The following is a 13,677-nucleotide window of genomic DNA, read 5'->3' as shown; positions in this document are numbered from 1 at the left end:
GCCCGGCACGCCCCGGCGTGCCGGGCGCCGTCGCGTCCCTGATGGCGTGGCAGCCGAACCACACCTCCCCGCGCAGGATCCCGCGCCGGACGACGCGTCGCCCGGCGCGCAGCGGCCACCGCCGCCCGCCCCACCGCCGCCTCGCCCCGTTGGACCTGAGTGGTCCACGGGAGCAGCGCAACCAGGGCGGGGCGGGACGGCCCGCGGCGTCGGGTCAGCCGACGGCCTCCATCACCTCGTCGCTGACGTCGAAGTTCGCGTAGACGTTCTGCACGTCGTCGCAGTCCTCCAGGACGTCGATCAGCTTGAAGATCTTGCGGGCGCCCTCCTCGTCGAGGGGGACGTTGACGCTCGGGATCAGCGACGACTCGGCCGACTCGTACTCGATGCCGGCGTCCTGGAGCGCGGTGCGGACCGCGATCAGGTCGGTCGGCTCGGAGACCACCTCGAACGCCTCGCCCAGGTCGTTGACCTCCTCGGCGCCGGCGTCGAGGACCGCCATCATCACGTCGTCCTCGGTCGTGCCGGCCTTGGGGACGAGCACGACGCCCTTGCGGGAGAACATGTACGACACCGAGCCCGCGTCGGCGAGCGAGCCGCCGTTGCGGGTCAGCGCGGTGCGTACCTCGGTGGCCGCGCGGTTGCGGTTGTCGGTGAGGCACTCGATGAGCATCGCCACGCCGTTCGGGCCGTAGCCCTCGTACATGATGGTCTGCCAGTCGGCGCCGCCGGCCTCCAGGCCCGAGCCGCGCTTGACGGCGCGGTCGATGTTGTCGTTGGGGACCGAGTTCTTCTTCGCCTTCTGGATGGCGTCGTAGAGCGTCGGGTTGCCGGCCGGGTCACCGCCGCCGGTGCGCGCGGCGACCTCGACGTTCTTGATCAGCTTGGCGAACATCTTGCCGCGCTTGGCGTCGATGACCGCCTTCTTGTGCTTGGTCGTCGCCCACTTTGAGTGGCCGGACATCTGCTACCTCCGTTGCTACCCGCCGTCTGCATCGACCGACCGCGCACGCCCCGCTCCCGCCGGCGCACGCGGTGGTGCCGGTCAGCCCTGCGGGAAAGCCGTGACGGGCAGCTGGCCCCGCCGAATCTCGGCAATCCTACCGACGACCGGCGGGTGGCTGTCACGCGCGGCACGGCGGCGGCCCGCCCCGAGCCGTCCGGACGCCGACGACGGGGGCGGCCGGGCGCCCGTGCCCGGGGGCCCGGCCGACGGCGCGGGCGGGGCCCCTCCCGAGGGAGGAGACCCCGCCCGACGTGCCACGGGAGCGCTCAGCGGGCGGCGCGGACCAGTTCGACGAAGTACGCGTGGACCCGCGCGTCGCCGGTAAGCTCCGGGTGGAACGAGGTGGCCAGCAGGTTGCCCTGCCGTACCGCCACGATCCGGCCGGCGGCCGGGCCCTCGGTCACCGTGCCGAGCACCTGCACGCCGTCGCCGACCCGCTCGACCCACGGCGCCCGGATGAACACGGCGTGGAACGGCCCGCCCTCGACGCCGGTGATCCCCACGGGCGCCTCGAACGAGTCGACCTGCCGGCCGAACGCGTTGCGCCGCACGGTCATCTCGATGCCGGCGAACCCGCGCTGGTCGGGGCGGCCGTCGAGGACCTCGGTGGCCAGCATGATCATGCCGGCGCAGGAGCCGTAGACCGGCATGCCGTCGGCGACGCGCTTGTCGATCGGCTCGCGCAGCTCGAAGATGTCGGCGAGCTTGCTGATCGTGGTGGACTCGCCGCCGGGGATCACCAGCCCGTCCACCTCGTCCAGCTCCTGCGCGCGGCGCACCGGTCGGGCGTCCGCGCCGGCCGCCGCGAGCGCGGCGACGTGCTCGCGTACGTCGCCCTGGAGGGCGAGTACGCCGATGACGGGTGCGTCGCTCATGTCACCGTTCCTTCCGTCGTCGACCTGCGCGGTGGCTCGTAGCTCCGCGGCGGCACGCCCCGCGGCGGTGACCCCTCCGCCGCCCGGGGCGCGGACGGGGCCGTTGCTCACCAGCCGCGCTCGGCCAGCCGGTGCGGCTGCGGGATGTCGTCGACGTTGATGCCGACCATCGCCTCGCCGAGGCCCCGGGAGACCTTCGCCAGGACGTCGGGGTCGTCGTGGAAGGTGGTGGCCTTCACGATCGCGGCGGCGCGCTGCGCGGGATTGCCCGACTTGAAGATGCCGGAGCCCACGAAGACGCCCTCGGCGCCGAGCTGCATCATCATCGCGGCGTCGGCCGGGGTGGCGATCCCGCCGGCGGTGAACAGCACCACCGGCAGCTTGCCGCTCTCGGCGACCTCCTTGACCAGCTCGTACGGCGCCTGGAGCTCCTTGGCGGCCACGTACAGCTCGTCGGTCGGCAGCGAGCCCAGCCGGCGGATCTCCTGGCGGATCTTGCGCATGTGGGTGGTGGCGTTGGAGACGTCACCGGTGCCGGCCTCGCCCTTGGAGCGGATCATGGCCGCGCCCTCGGTGATCCGGCGCAGGGCCTCGCCGAGGTTGGTCGCCCCGCAGACGAAGGGGACGGTGAACGCCCACTTGTCGATGTGGTTGGCGTAGTCGGCCGGGGTCAGCACCTCGGACTCGTCGACGTAGTCCACGCCGAGCGACTGGAGGATCTGGGCCTCGACGAAGTGGCCGATGCGGGCCTTGGCCATGACCGGGATGGAGACGGCGTTGATGATGCCGTCGATCATGTCGGGGTCGCTCATCCGGGACACCCCGCCCTGGGCACGGATGTCGGCGGGCACCCGCTCGAGCGCCATCACCGCGACGGCACCGGCGTCCTCGGCGATCTTGGCCTGCTCGGCGTTGACCACGTCCATGATCACGCCGCCCTTGAGCATCTCGGCCATGCCGCGCTTGACGCGGGCGGTGCCGGTGACGGGGCTGGCGCTAGCGTTCTGGGCAGTGGTTTCGGGCACGGGTCATCGCTCCTCGAACATGCTCGGGGGGTGGCTGCGGAAATGCTACGACGGTCCCAACACCGATCCGACAGCCAATCAGGCCCACGGTGGCCTGCACTGTGGCAGCCGTCACCGCCCCGCGTGCGCCCCGTCCGCTGATCAGGACGCCATGGACCTCGACGCGGCCGGATGACGTCCCTGGGGTCCTGATCACGATGCGCCCTGCCTGCGGCGCCTGCGTCAGTTGGCGGGGACGTCGGCCGGGACGGTGAGCGTGGGGTCGTCGATGTCGAAGTAGCGCGGCCAGGGGCGGCGGCGCCCCATCCGCAACACGCGCACCAGCGGGCGGCCACGCGCCGAGCGCGCGTCGCGCACCAGATCGGTGTGCACCTGGCGGGCCAGGGCCAGCCGCCGGCTCGCGCCGATGACCGCCTCGCAGTCCGGGTCCCCCGGGTCCAGGTCCACCGCCCGCAGCTGGCGGGTGAGGTCGTTCTCGGCCGCCTCCCGCTCGTCGGGCTCGGCGTCCAGCGCGATGCGCGCCGCCGCGTACAGCTCGACGCCGTAGCGGCGCTCGGCCAGGACGGCGGCGGCCGCCGCCCGGCGCAGCAGGTGGGCCTCCAGGGCACGGGCCGCCAGCTCGGCCCGTGCGTGCAGCCGGGCGACCCGGCCGGCGGTCCAGACGAGGTACGCCACGACCAGCCCGACGACCAGAGCCGCGAGCACCCACCAGAAGCGCGACATCGTCAGTCCAGCCCCACCCATTCGGTGTCCATGACCCGCCCGTCGGTGGCCTCGATCGCCGCCGCGTACACCTCCAGCACCCGCCGGGCGACCACGGGCCAGTCGAAGGTGGCCACCACCTGGTCGCCGCAGGCGGTCAGCGCGGTCCGGGCGTCGGGGTCGTCGAGCAGGTCGGCCAGTGCGGTACGCAGCGCCGCCGCGTCCCCGGTCGGGAAGAGCCGGCCGGCCCGCCCGCCGTCGAGGACGCGCCGGAACGCGTCGAGGTCGCTGGCCACGACGGTCGTGCCCGCCGCGAGCGCCTCGGTGAGGATCATGCCGAAGGACTCGCCGCCGGTGTTCGGCGCCACGTAGAGGTGCACGCTGCGCAACATCCGGGCCTTGTCCTCCTCGGAGACCAGCCCGAGGAACGTCACCCGGTCACGCAGGTCGGCCGGGAACCGCCCGAACAGGTCGTCGGCGTCGCCGGGGCCGGCCACCAGCAGCCGCAGGCCGGGCCGCTGCCGGGCCAGCTCCACGAAGGCGTCGCGCAGGATCGGGAAGCCCTTGCGGGCCTCGGTGAACCGGCCGAGGAACCCGATCGCCCCGTCGTGGCCCGGCCGGCACTGCCCCGGCCAGCCCGGCAGCGGCTGCGCGTGACTGAACTTCGCCACGGCCACCCCGTTGGGGATCTCCACCGCCCCGCCGTCCATGTGCTCGACCTGCACCTTGCGCGCCAGGGCGCTCACCGCGATCCGGGCCGTGATCCGCTCCAGCACGATCTGGAGCACGCCCTGCGCGGCGGCCAGCGCCCGCGACCGGGTCATCGCGGTGTGGAAGGTGGCCACCACCGGCCCGCGCGCGGAGAGCACGGCCAGCAGCGACAGGCTCAGGGTCAGCGGCTCGTGCACGTGCAGCACGTCGAACTCGCCCCGGATGATCCACCGCCGCACCCGCGCGGTGGAGACCGGGCCGAAGGCGATCCGGGCCACCGAACCGTTGTACGGCAGGGGCACAGCCCGCCCCGCCGGCACCACGTACGGCGGCAGCGGGGAGTCCTCGTCGGCCGGGGCGAGCACGCTCACCTCGTGCCCGAGCCCGATCAGCGCCTCGGCGAGGTCCATGACGTGGTTCTGCACCCCGCCGGGCACGTCGAAGGAGTACGGGCACACGATGCCGATGCGCACGCCTCAACGCCTCCCTTACGCCTGTCCGGCGGCCGGGGAGGGCAGGGTCGGGCCGCCACCCGTGCCGTGCTGGTCCAGCCACATCCGCTGCAACATGTGCCAGTCTTCCGGATGCCGGGCGATGCCCGCCGCCAGACCGTCGGCGATCCGCTGGGTCAGCGACCGGACCCGCTGGTCGAGCGGCCCCTCCTCCGGGCCGGGCAGCGGCAGCGGGCCCTCGATCGACGCGCACGCCGCGTCCGCTTCATACCACATCGAGGCGACGTAGAGGGGCGCCTGCGTACGCAGCGCGAGCAGGGCCGGGCCCGGAGGCATCCGGGTGCGGTGGCCGAAGAACTCGACCTCCACGCCCCGCGCGGAGAGGTCGCGGTCGGCCAGCAGGGGCACCACCGTGCCGGCCCGGACCCGGTCGACCAGCACGTCGAACGCGTTGCGCTCCCCGCCGTGGGTGGGCAGGATCTCCATGCCCAGGCTCCGACGGAAGGCGAGGAACCGCTGGTAGACGCCCTCGGGCTTGAGCCGCTCGGCGACGGTGGTGATCGGCCAGCCGGTCGCCGCGACCCAGGCGCCGGCGGCGTCCCAGTTGCCGGCGTGCGGCAGCGCCACCACCGCGCCCCGGCCGGCCGCCACGTCGGCGGCGAGCTTCTCCTCGCCGTCGAGCCGGAAGCCGGCCAGGATCTCCGCCCGGCTGAGCGCGGGCAGCCGGAACGCCTCCAGCCAGTACCGGGCGTACGAGCGCAGGCCACGGCGCACCAGCTCGTCGAGCTCGGCCTCCGGCAGGTCGGGGCCGACCACCCGGCGCAGGTTCGCGCGCAGTCGGGCCGTACCGCCGCCGCCGCGACGGTGGGCGCGGTCGGCGCCCGCCCGGAACGCCGCCGCCGCGACGGACCGGGGCAGCGCGCGGATGACGCGCCACCCGGCGAGATAGCCGAGCTCGGTGAGGTTCACCGGCGCCGGCCCCCCGGCCACGGCCGACCGGCGCGTGTCGCGCTCACCCCTGTCCGCCCGGGGTGTGCACCCGCTGGGCCTGGCGGTAGACGTGCGCCATCCGCTGGCCGACAGTGAAGATCGACACGGCGGCGAGCAGCCACAGCGCGATCTCCAGCGCGGGGTCGACGCCGACGCCGGTGAGCAGCCCGCCGACGCCGACGATGAGCAGCCGCTCGGTGCGCTCGGCGATGCCCACGTTGCAGGTCATGCCGAGCCCCTCGGCGCGGGCCTTGACGTAGGAGACCAGCCCACCGGCGGCCAGGCAGAGCAGCGCGGCGGCCACGCCGGAGTACTGGTGCTGGGTGGCCAGCCAGTACGCCACCGCGCCGAAGACGGCGCTGTCGGCCACCCGGTCCATGCTCGAGTCGAGGAACGCCCCGAACTTCGTGGAGCCCCCGCTCATCCGGGCCATCGTCCCGTCGAGCAGGTCGGTGAGCGCGAAGAAGGTGACTATCAGGGCCCCGGCGACCAGATGACCGCGGGCACCGAAGCCGAGCGCGCCGACGAGCACCCCGAGGGTGCCCGCCACGGTGACCGCGTTGGGAGTTACGCCCGCTCGGAGCAGGCGGCGTGCGACCGGCTCGACGACGCGGGTCATCCCCGCGCGGGCCGACACTTGGAAGATCTTCGCCATGGCGGTCCCACGATAACGGTCGGCCCGTCAGCAGCGGTACGGCCGGTCCGGCGACCCGCGGAAACGGAGCCTTGTGCCGGCCCCGGATCGGGTGTGAGATCGAGCCAGGGACGTGAGCCAGCTCACCCGCCCGCCCGTTGATTACCCGCAACCCGGCACCGCACCGGAGGATGTCGCCGCGGAACCCGACCGGGCCGCTTCCCCGTCGCGCGCGGCGGTCGCCACCAACCACGGCTGAGGGAGGTGCGCCCCATGGCGCAGAAGAGTCAGGAGAAGGGGGCCGCCGGCGGCGCGCCGGTGGTGACCAAGCCCGCCAGGATCCGCAACGTGGTGCTCGTCGGGCACTCCGGCGCGGGCAAGACCACGCTGGTGGAGGCGCTGCTCGCCGCGAGCGGCACCATCGCCCGGGCCGGCGACGTCGCCGCCGGAACCACCGTCTGCGACCACGACCCCGCGGCCGTACGCCAGCAGCGCTCGGTCAGCCTGGCCTGCGCGCCGCTGCTGCACGACGGGATCAAGGTCAACCTGCTCGACACCCCCGGCTACGCCGACTTCGTGGGCGAGCTGCGGGCGGGGCTGCGGGCCGCCGACGCGGCGCTGTTCGTGGTCTCCGCCGTCGACGGCATGGACGCCGCCACCGCCGCCCTCTGGGAGGAGTGCGCGGCCGTCGACATGCCCCGGGCGGTCGCCGTGGCCCGGCTGGACCACCCACGCGCCGACTTCGACGAGGCCGTGGCGCTGTGCCAGCGCGTCTTCGGCGACAACGTGCTCCCGCTCTACCTGCCGATGCTCGGCGACGACGGGGTCTCCACCGTCGGCCTGCTCGGCCTGATCACCCGCCGGGTCTTCGACTACACCGCCGGCCTGCCGGCCCAGGTACGCGAGCCGGACCCGGAGCACCTGCCCGCCATCGTCGAGTCCCGCGACGAACTGATCGAGGGGATCATCGCCGAGAGCGAGGACGAGTCCCTGATGGACCGCTACCTCTCCGGCGAGGACATCGGCACCGACGTGCTCGTCGAGGACCTGGAGAAGGCGGTCGCCCGCGGCCACTTCTATCCGGTGGTGCCCGTCTGCGCAGCGACCGGCGTGGGGCTGGACGCGCTGCTGGAGGTGCTCACCGCCGGCTTCCCCTCGCCGCTGGAGCACGAGCTGCCCGCCGTCGCCGGGGTGGACGGCTCCCCCCGGCCGCCGCTGACCTGCGACCCCGACGGCCCGCTGGTCGCCGAGGTGGTCAAGACGACCGTGGACCGGCACGTCGGCCGGGTGTCCCTGGTGCGGGTCTTCTCCGGCACGCTGCGGCCCGAGCAGACCGTGCACGTCTCCGGGCACGGGATGGCCGAGCGGGGCCACCCCGACCACGACGCCGACGAGCGGGTCGGCCACGTCTACACGCCGCTGGGCGCGAGCCTGCGCGAGGTGGGCGCCTGCGTGGCCGGCGACATCTGCGCGCTCACCAAGTCGGGCAGCGCGGAGACCGGCGACACCATCTCCGCCAAGGACGACCCGCTGCTGATCGCCCCCTGGGAGATGCCCGAGCCGCTGCTGCCGGTGGCCGTCGTGGCCCACAGCCGCGCCGACGAGGACGCCCTCGCGCGCAACCTCGCCCGCCTCGTCGCCGCCGATCCGACCCTGCGGCTGGAGCGCAACCCGGAGACCCACCAGCTGGTGCTCTGGTGCATGGGCGAGGCACACGCCGACGTGGTGCTGGAGCGTCTGCGCGCCGGCGGGGTGCAGCTCGACACCGAGCCGGTCAAGATCGCGCTGCGCGAGACGCTGACCGTACCGGCCACGGGACACGGCCGGCACGTCAAGCAGTCCGGCGGCCACGGTCAGTACGCCGTCTGCGACATCGAGGTCGAGCCGCTGCCGCCCGGCGCCGGCTTCGAGTTCGTCGACCGGGTCGTCGGCGGGGCGGTGCCGCACAACTACGTCCCCTCCGTCGAGAAGGGCGTACGCGCCCAGATGGCGCGCGGCCTCGTCGCCGGCCACCCGGTGGTGGACCTGCGGGTGACCCTCGTCGACGGCAAGGCGCACAGCGTCGACTCCTCCGACGCGGCCTTCCAGACCGCCGGGGCGCTCGCCCTGCGCGACGCCGCCGAGAAGGGCCAGCCGGCGCTGCTGGAGCCGATCGACGAGGTGCTGGTCCGGGTGCCCGACTCCGCGGTGGGCGCCGTGATGGGCGACCTGTCCGGCCGACGCGGCCGGGTGCTCGGCACCGAAGCCGACGCCGAGGCGGAGGGGCGCACCGTGGTCCGCGCCGAGGTACCCGCCACGGAACTGCTCCGCTACGCGGCCGAGCTGCGCTCGATGACCTCGGGCACCGGCACGTTCCGCCGCCACTTCGTCCGCTACGACCCGATGCCCGCCCACCTCGCCGACCAACTCCGCACCACTCCCACCACCCACCCCTAGGCGTGTCTCGGAAGTGGTGGGGGTCGCAGTCCTAACGGCGCTCCCGGCCGACGGCACCCCCGTCAGGGGCGGGCGGTGGGCAGCGTCGGGGTCGGCCAGTGGGGGCGGTCGGCGTCGCGGAGGGCGGCCGAGCGCAGCGCGGCCAACTGGCGCTCCACCTCGGCGAACTGGTCGGCGGGCAGCGGGCCCCGGTGCAGGGCGCCGGCGTTCTCCGCCACCTGGGCCACGGTGCGGCAGCCGGGAATCGGGACCGTACGGGCGCTGCGCGCCCAGAGCCACCCGAGTGCGCCCTGCGCCAGGGTCCGCCCGTCGGCGGTCAGCGCGGCGCGCACGGCGGCCACGCGGCGCAGCCACTCCGGCGCCGGCCGGCCGCCCCGGAACCACTCCAACCAGCCGGGGGCGGCTCCGCGTACGTCGTCTCGGGGCAGCGTGGCACCGGCCGTGTACTTGCCGGAGAGCAGCCCCATGCCCAGCGGTGCCCGGTTGACGCTGGCGAGGTCGTACTTGTCGCAGACGGCGAGCAGTTCGGGGGCGTCCCGGAGCACCGACAGCGTGTGCTGCACGGCGGTGGCGTGCCGGGCGCCCTGGCCGAACGCGGCGGCCCGGTCGGGGCGGTCGGTGCTCCAGCCGTACGCCCGGATCAGCCCTTCGGTGACCAGGTCCTCCAGGGTTCCCACGAGCGCCTCGGCGCGGGGCACCGGCAGGTCCGCGAGGTGCAGCTGGTAGAGGTCGATCCGGTCGGTGCCCAGCCGGCGCAGCGAGTGCGCGACGGCCTGCCGCAGGTACGCCGGGGAGGCGTCCTCGCCGGTGGCCTGGCGGGCGGCCTCGTCGAAGGTGTAGCCCCACTTGGTGGCGATGACGGCCTCGTCGCGACGGCCGGCGAGGGCCCGGCCGAGCACCCGCTCCCCGTGCCCGGCCCCGTAGGTGTCGGCGGTGTCGAAGAGCGTCACCCCGAGGTCGAGTGCGTGCCGGATCGCCCGGACCGACTCGTCGTCGTCGACCGCGCCCCAGCCCAGCGGCCGGGTGCCCTCGGCCCAGGGGCCGCCGATCGCCCAGCATCCCATGCCGAGGGCGCTGACCTCGATGCCGCTGCGGCCCAACGTCCGCGTCGTCACTGCCATCGCCAGATCGTGCCACCTCGCGCCCCGCCCCGGGGTGAGAAGTTCAGCGCCGCCCCGACCGTCCACTGCGGCCGGGCGGGTCGGTCAGGTCGGCCAGGCCCGGGTGAACAGGTCGCGGGTGTCGGTGAGCAGCTGGGGCAGGACCTTCGTCCGCCCGATGACGGGCATGAAGTTGGCGTCCCCGCCCCAGCGGGGCACCACGTGCTGGTGCAGGTGTGCGGCGATGCCCGCGCCGGCCACGCCGCCCTGGTTCATGCCCAGGTTGAAGCCGTGCGCGTTGCTGACCTTGCGCACCACCCGCATGGCGGTCTGGGTGAACGCCGCCAGCTCGGTGGTCTCGGCCAGGTCGAGCTCGGTGTAGTCGGCGACGTGCCGGTAGGGGCAGACCAGCAGGTGCCCGGGGTTGTAGGGATAGAGGTTGAGCACCGCGAAGACGTGCTCGCCCCGGGCCACCACCAGGCTCTCCTGCGCCGCCAGCCCGGGCGCCCGGCAGAACGGGCAGCCGGCGGGCCGCTCGTAGCCGCCCTCGGGCCGGTCCTCCCCGGAGATGTAGGTCATCCGGTGCGGAGTCCAGAGCCGCTCCAGGCCGTCGGCCATGCCGCTGTCCGCGTGCCGTTCCACCCCAGTCACGCCACCGATCCTACGTTCCCGGCGGGTGCCGCTCCCGATGCCGTACGCGGGCCCGCGTCCCGACCCCGACGGCCTCTGGGGGTCGGGGTGCGTTCAGGGGGACGGATAGGGGGTGAAAGTTCTTGACCAAATGATGAACGTGAATGAAGAATCCAACCGCATACATCATCCCCCGTCGATGGGAGACACCGTGAGAACCGCACTCCGCCGGATCGGCCGGGCGTTCGCCGCCTGCACCCTCGCCGCGGTCACCACCCTCGTCGGGGTCGTGGCGACGAGCAGCGCCGCACAGGCCGACGGCTGCTACACCTGGGGACGCGTCCTGACGCAGGGCGCGACGGGCGATGACGTCCGGCAGCTCCAGATCCGGCTCGCCGGCTACCCGGGATACGGCGGGGTGCTCGCCCTCGACGGGTCGTTCGGCCCGGCCACCCGCTCGGCCCTCATCCGCTTCCAGCAGGCGTACGGCCTGAGCGCGGACGGCGCGGCCGGCCCGCAGACCTTCAACCAGCTCTACGCGCTGCAGGACAACGACTGCACCCCGGTCAACTTCAGCTACGCGGAGCTGAACCGGTGCAACAGCACCTGGTCCGGCGGCGCGGTCTCCGCCAGCACCGCCAAGTTCAACGCCCTCGTGTCGATGTGGAAGCTCCAGGCCATGCGCAAGGCCCTCGGCAGCGTGTCGATCAACATCAGCAGCGGCTTCCGCAGCTACTCCTGCAACAGCGCGGTCGGCGGAGCCTCCAACAGCCGGCACCTCTACGGCGACGGCGTCGACCTCGTCGGGTCGCCCTCGTTCTGCCGGCTCGCCCAGCAGGCCCGCTACCACGGCTTCGGCAACATCCTCGGCCCCGGCTACCCGGGTCACAACGACCACACCCACGTCGGGGCGGTCGGCGGCTGGTCCGCGCCGACCTGCGGCATCTGACGCCCGACGACCCGTCGACGAAGGCCCCCCGCGTCGCGGGGGGCCTTCGGTGCGTGGCGGGTCAGGCGGCGGACGGGCCGGCGTTGGTCCGGGAGCCGACCACGTCGAGCACGTGGGCCACGGCGTCGGCGACCGGCACCCCGTTGCGCTGCGAGCCGTCCCGGTAGCGGAACGAGACGGTGCCGGCGGCCACGTCGTCGTCGCCGGCGATGACCATGAACGGGACCTTCTGCTGCTGGGCGGTGCGGATCTTCTTCTGCATCCGGTCGTCGCCCGTGTCGACCTGGGCGCGGACGCCCTCGGCCCGCAGGGTGGCGACGAAGTCGTGCAGGTAGTCGGTGTGATCCTCGCGGATCGGGATGCCGACCACCTGCACCGGGGCCAGCCAGGCCGGGAACGCGCCCGCGTAGTGCTCGGTGAGCACGCCGACGAAGCGCTCGATCGAGCCGAACTTCGCGCAGTGGATCATGACCGGCTGCTGCCGGGTGCCGTCGGCCGCCTGGTACTCCAGCCCGAAGCCCTTGGGCTGGTTGAAGTCGTACTGGATGGTGGACATCTGCCAGGTGCGGCCGATCGCGTCCTTCGCCTGCACGGAGATCTTCGGGCCGTAGAAGGCCGCGCCGCCCGGGTCCGGCACGAGGTCCAGCCCGGTCTCCCGGGCGCACTCCTCCAGCACGGCGGTCGCCGTCGCCCAGTCCTCCTCGGTGCCGACGAACTTCTCCGGCTTGGACTCGTCGCGCGTCGACAGCTCCAGGTAGAAGTCGTCGATGCCGAAGTCCTTCAGCAGGCCGAGCACGAAGTTCAGCAGGTGCTTCACCTCGCCCGGCGCCTGCTCCTTCGTGCAGTACGAGTGCGAGTCGTCCTGGGTGAAGCCGCGCACCCGGGTGAGGCCGTGGATGACGCCGGACTTCTCGTACCGGTACACCGACCCGAACTCGAACAGCCGCATCGGCAGCTCCCGGTAGGAGCGCCCGCGCGAGCGGAAGATCAGGTTGTGCATCGGGCAGTTCATCGCCTTGAGGTAGTAGTCCGCGCCCTCGAACTCGATGGGCGGGAACATCCCGTCGGCGTAGTACGGCAGGTGACCCGAGGTGTGGAAGAGACCTTCCTTCGAGATGTGCGGGGTCCCGACGTACTGGAAGCCCTCCTCGATGTGGCGGGCCCGGACGTAGTCCTCCATCTCCCGCTTGATCACGCCGCCCTTGGGATGGAAGACCGGCAGGCCCGAGCCGATCTCGTCGGGGAAGCTGAACAGGTCCAGGTCCGCGCCGAGCTTGCGATGGTCGCGCCGCGCGGCCTCCTCGAGCAGCTTCAGGTACGCCTTCAGCTCGTCGCGGGTCGGCCAGGCGGTGCCGTAGACCCGCTGGAGCTGCGGGTTCTTCTCCGAACCCCGCCAGTACGCGGCGGCCGAGCGCATCAGCTTGAACGCGCCGATGAGCCGGGTGTTCGGCAGGTGCGGGCCCCGGCACAGGTCCGACCAGCAGACCTTGTCCTCGTTGGCGGCGAGGTTGTCGTAGATGGTCAGCTCGCCGCCGCCCACCTCCATCACCTCGGAGGTGTCCAGCCCCTCGCCCTTGACGTCGATGAGCTCCAGCTTGAACGGCTCGGCGGCCAGCTCGGCCTTCGCCTCGTCGAGGCTGCCGAAGCGCCGGCGGCGGAACCGCTGGCCGGACTTGACGATCTCCTGCATCCGCTTCTCGAGCTTGCCGAGGTCGTCCGGCTGGAACGGCTTGTCGACGGCGAAGTCGTAGTAGAAGCCGTTCTCGATGGGCGGGCCGATGCCGAGCTTGGCATCGGGGAAGACGTCCTGCACGGCCTGGGCGAGCACGTGCGCGGTCGAGTGGCGCAGCACGTCGAGCCCGTCCGGCGAGTCGAGGCTGACCGGCTCCACCTCGGTGTCGACCTGCGGGGCCCAGTCGAGGTCGCGCAGCTGGCCCTGCGGGTCGCGGACCACCACGACCGCCTTCGGGCCGGACGCGGGCAGACCGGCCGCGGCCACCGCGTCGGCCGCCGTGGTCCCGGCGGCGACGACGACGGGGTCGGCCACGGCGGGGGTACGGGGTGCGGACACGGTGACTCCTCCAGCAGACGGCACGGATGACGCCGAACGTTCGGCTCCTGCGATGCTATCGGTCGCCTCCGCCGCCACGGTGGCCGACGCCACCGC

12 protein-coding genes are annotated in these 13,677 nt (G+C 73.4%); 2 read left to right on the top strand and 10 right to left on the bottom strand.

The features are described 5' to 3' along the window. Positions 1-214: 214 nt before the first annotated feature. The 7 genes from ACTMS2_RS18450 to pgsA all read right to left on the bottom strand — a co-directional run bounded on the left by ACTMS2_RS18450 (position 215) and on the right by pgsA (position 6,416). Complete coding sequence (locus tag ACTMS2_RS18450; protein WP_101409175.1) at positions 215-964, bottom strand: YebC/PmpR family DNA-binding transcriptional regulator; 750 nt, start codon at positions 962-964, stop codon at positions 215-217. A 308-nt stretch (positions 965-1,272) separates the two neighbouring features. Continuing rightward, positions 1,273-1,881, bottom strand: a complete 609-nt coding sequence (gene pdxT / locus ACTMS2_RS18445; RefSeq protein ID WP_357661594.1) for a pyridoxal 5'-phosphate synthase glutaminase subunit PdxT — start codon at positions 1,879-1,881, stop codon at positions 1,273-1,275. A 107-nt stretch (positions 1,882-1,988) separates the two neighbouring features. After that, a complete protein-coding gene (gene pdxS / locus ACTMS2_RS18440) occupies positions 1,989-2,906 on the bottom strand; it encodes a pyridoxal 5'-phosphate synthase lyase subunit PdxS (protein WP_363896040.1) in 918 nt (305 codons plus the stop codon). Positions 2,907-3,128: 222 nt separating this feature from the next. After that, positions 3,129-3,629 (bottom strand): hypothetical protein, encoded by a 501-nt coding sequence (locus ACTMS2_RS18435; protein ID WP_441176464.1) that lies wholly within the window; start codon positions 3,627-3,629, stop codon positions 3,129-3,131. Between the two features lie 2 nt (positions 3,630-3,631). Beyond that, positions 3,632-4,792 carry a glycosyltransferase family 4 protein gene (locus ACTMS2_RS18430; protein ID WP_089001041.1) on the bottom strand — a complete coding sequence of 387 codons (1,161 nt, stop codon included), beginning with the start codon at positions 4,790-4,792 and terminating at the stop codon, positions 3,632-3,634. A gap of 15 nt (positions 4,793-4,807) precedes the next feature. Continuing rightward, positions 4,808-5,740, bottom strand: coding sequence for a phosphatidylinositol mannoside acyltransferase (locus tag ACTMS2_RS18425; RefSeq protein WP_441176463.1), 933 nt, complete (start codon positions 5,738-5,740; stop codon positions 4,808-4,810). A gap of 43 nt (positions 5,741-5,783) precedes the next feature. Then, positions 5,784-6,416: a phosphatidylinositol phosphate synthase gene (gene pgsA / locus ACTMS2_RS18420; protein WP_334608672.1), complete on the bottom strand. Its 633-nt coding sequence runs from the start codon at positions 6,414-6,416 to the stop codon at positions 5,784-5,786. Between the two features lie 252 nt (positions 6,417-6,668). Between pgsA and ACTMS2_RS18415 the strand changes: the two genes are divergently transcribed. Continuing rightward, the gene (locus ACTMS2_RS18415) at positions 6,669-8,831 is read left to right on the top strand and encodes an elongation factor G-like protein EF-G2 (RefSeq protein ID WP_441176462.1); all 2,163 of its coding nucleotides are present in this window, start codon (positions 6,669-6,671) and stop codon (positions 8,829-8,831) included. A gap of 62 nt (positions 8,832-8,893) precedes the next feature. Here ACTMS2_RS18415 and ACTMS2_RS18410 read toward each other — a convergent pair whose 3' ends face one another. Both ACTMS2_RS18410 and ACTMS2_RS18405 read right to left on the bottom strand, forming a co-directional pair. Further along, positions 8,894-9,952 (bottom strand): aldo/keto reductase, encoded by a 1,059-nt coding sequence (locus ACTMS2_RS18410; RefSeq protein ID WP_441176461.1) that lies wholly within the window; start codon positions 9,950-9,952, stop codon positions 8,894-8,896. An 84-nt stretch (positions 9,953-10,036) separates the two neighbouring features. Further along, positions 10,037-10,549, bottom strand: a complete 513-nt coding sequence (locus ACTMS2_RS18405) for an HIT family protein (RefSeq protein WP_172896686.1) — start codon at positions 10,547-10,549, stop codon at positions 10,037-10,039. 211 nt (positions 10,550-10,760) lie between these two features. On the opposite strand from ACTMS2_RS18405, the gene ACTMS2_RS18400 reads away from it, so the two are divergent. Beyond that, positions 10,761-11,510, top strand: a complete 750-nt coding sequence (locus ACTMS2_RS18400) for a D-Ala-D-Ala carboxypeptidase family metallohydrolase (RefSeq protein ID WP_441176460.1) — start codon at positions 10,761-10,763, stop codon at positions 11,508-11,510. Positions 11,511-11,571: 61 nt separating this feature from the next. On the opposite strand, the gene thrS is transcribed toward ACTMS2_RS18400, so the two are convergent. Then, positions 11,572-13,581, bottom strand: coding sequence for a threonine--tRNA ligase (gene thrS, locus ACTMS2_RS18395; RefSeq protein ID WP_357719167.1), 2,010 nt, complete (start codon positions 13,579-13,581; stop codon positions 11,572-11,574). Positions 13,582-13,677: the final 96 nt, after the last annotated feature.

Source organism: Micromonospora sp. SD12 (genome assembly GCF_052068495.1).
Taxonomy (GTDB): Bacteria; Actinomycetota; Actinomycetes; order Mycobacteriales; family Micromonosporaceae; genus Micromonospora; species Micromonospora echinofusca.
This window is presented reverse-complemented; position numbering and strand designations above follow the sequence as displayed.

Excerpts from the sequence above, each read along its gene's own strand:
- ACTMS2_RS18400 (WP_441176460.1), top strand. The coding sequence starts at position 10,761 with ATGGGAGACACCGTGAGAACCGCACTCCGCCGGATCGGCCGGGCGTTC.
- ACTMS2_RS18410 (WP_441176461.1), bottom strand. The coding sequence starts at position 9,952 with ATGGCAGTGACGACGCGGACGTTGGGCCGCAGCGGCATCGAGGTCAGC.
- ACTMS2_RS18435 (WP_441176464.1), bottom strand. The coding sequence starts at position 3,629 with ATGTCGCGCTTCTGGTGGGTGCTCGCGGCTCTGGTCGTCGGGCTGGTC.
- ACTMS2_RS18450 (WP_101409175.1), bottom strand. The coding sequence starts at position 964 with ATGTCCGGCCACTCAAAGTGGGCGACGACCAAGCACAAGAAGGCGGTC.
- ACTMS2_RS18415 (WP_441176462.1), top strand. The coding sequence starts at position 6,669 with ATGGCGCAGAAGAGTCAGGAGAAGGGGGCCGCCGGCGGCGCGCCGGTG.
- pdxT (WP_357661594.1), bottom strand. The coding sequence starts at position 1,881 with ATGAGCGACGCACCCGTCATCGGCGTACTCGCCCTCCAGGGCGACGTA.
- pgsA (WP_334608672.1), bottom strand. The coding sequence starts at position 6,416 with ATGGCGAAGATCTTCCAAGTGTCGGCCCGCGCGGGGATGACCCGCGTC.
- ACTMS2_RS18405 (WP_172896686.1), bottom strand. The coding sequence starts at position 10,549 with ATGGCCGACGGCCTGGAGCGGCTCTGGACTCCGCACCGGATGACCTAC.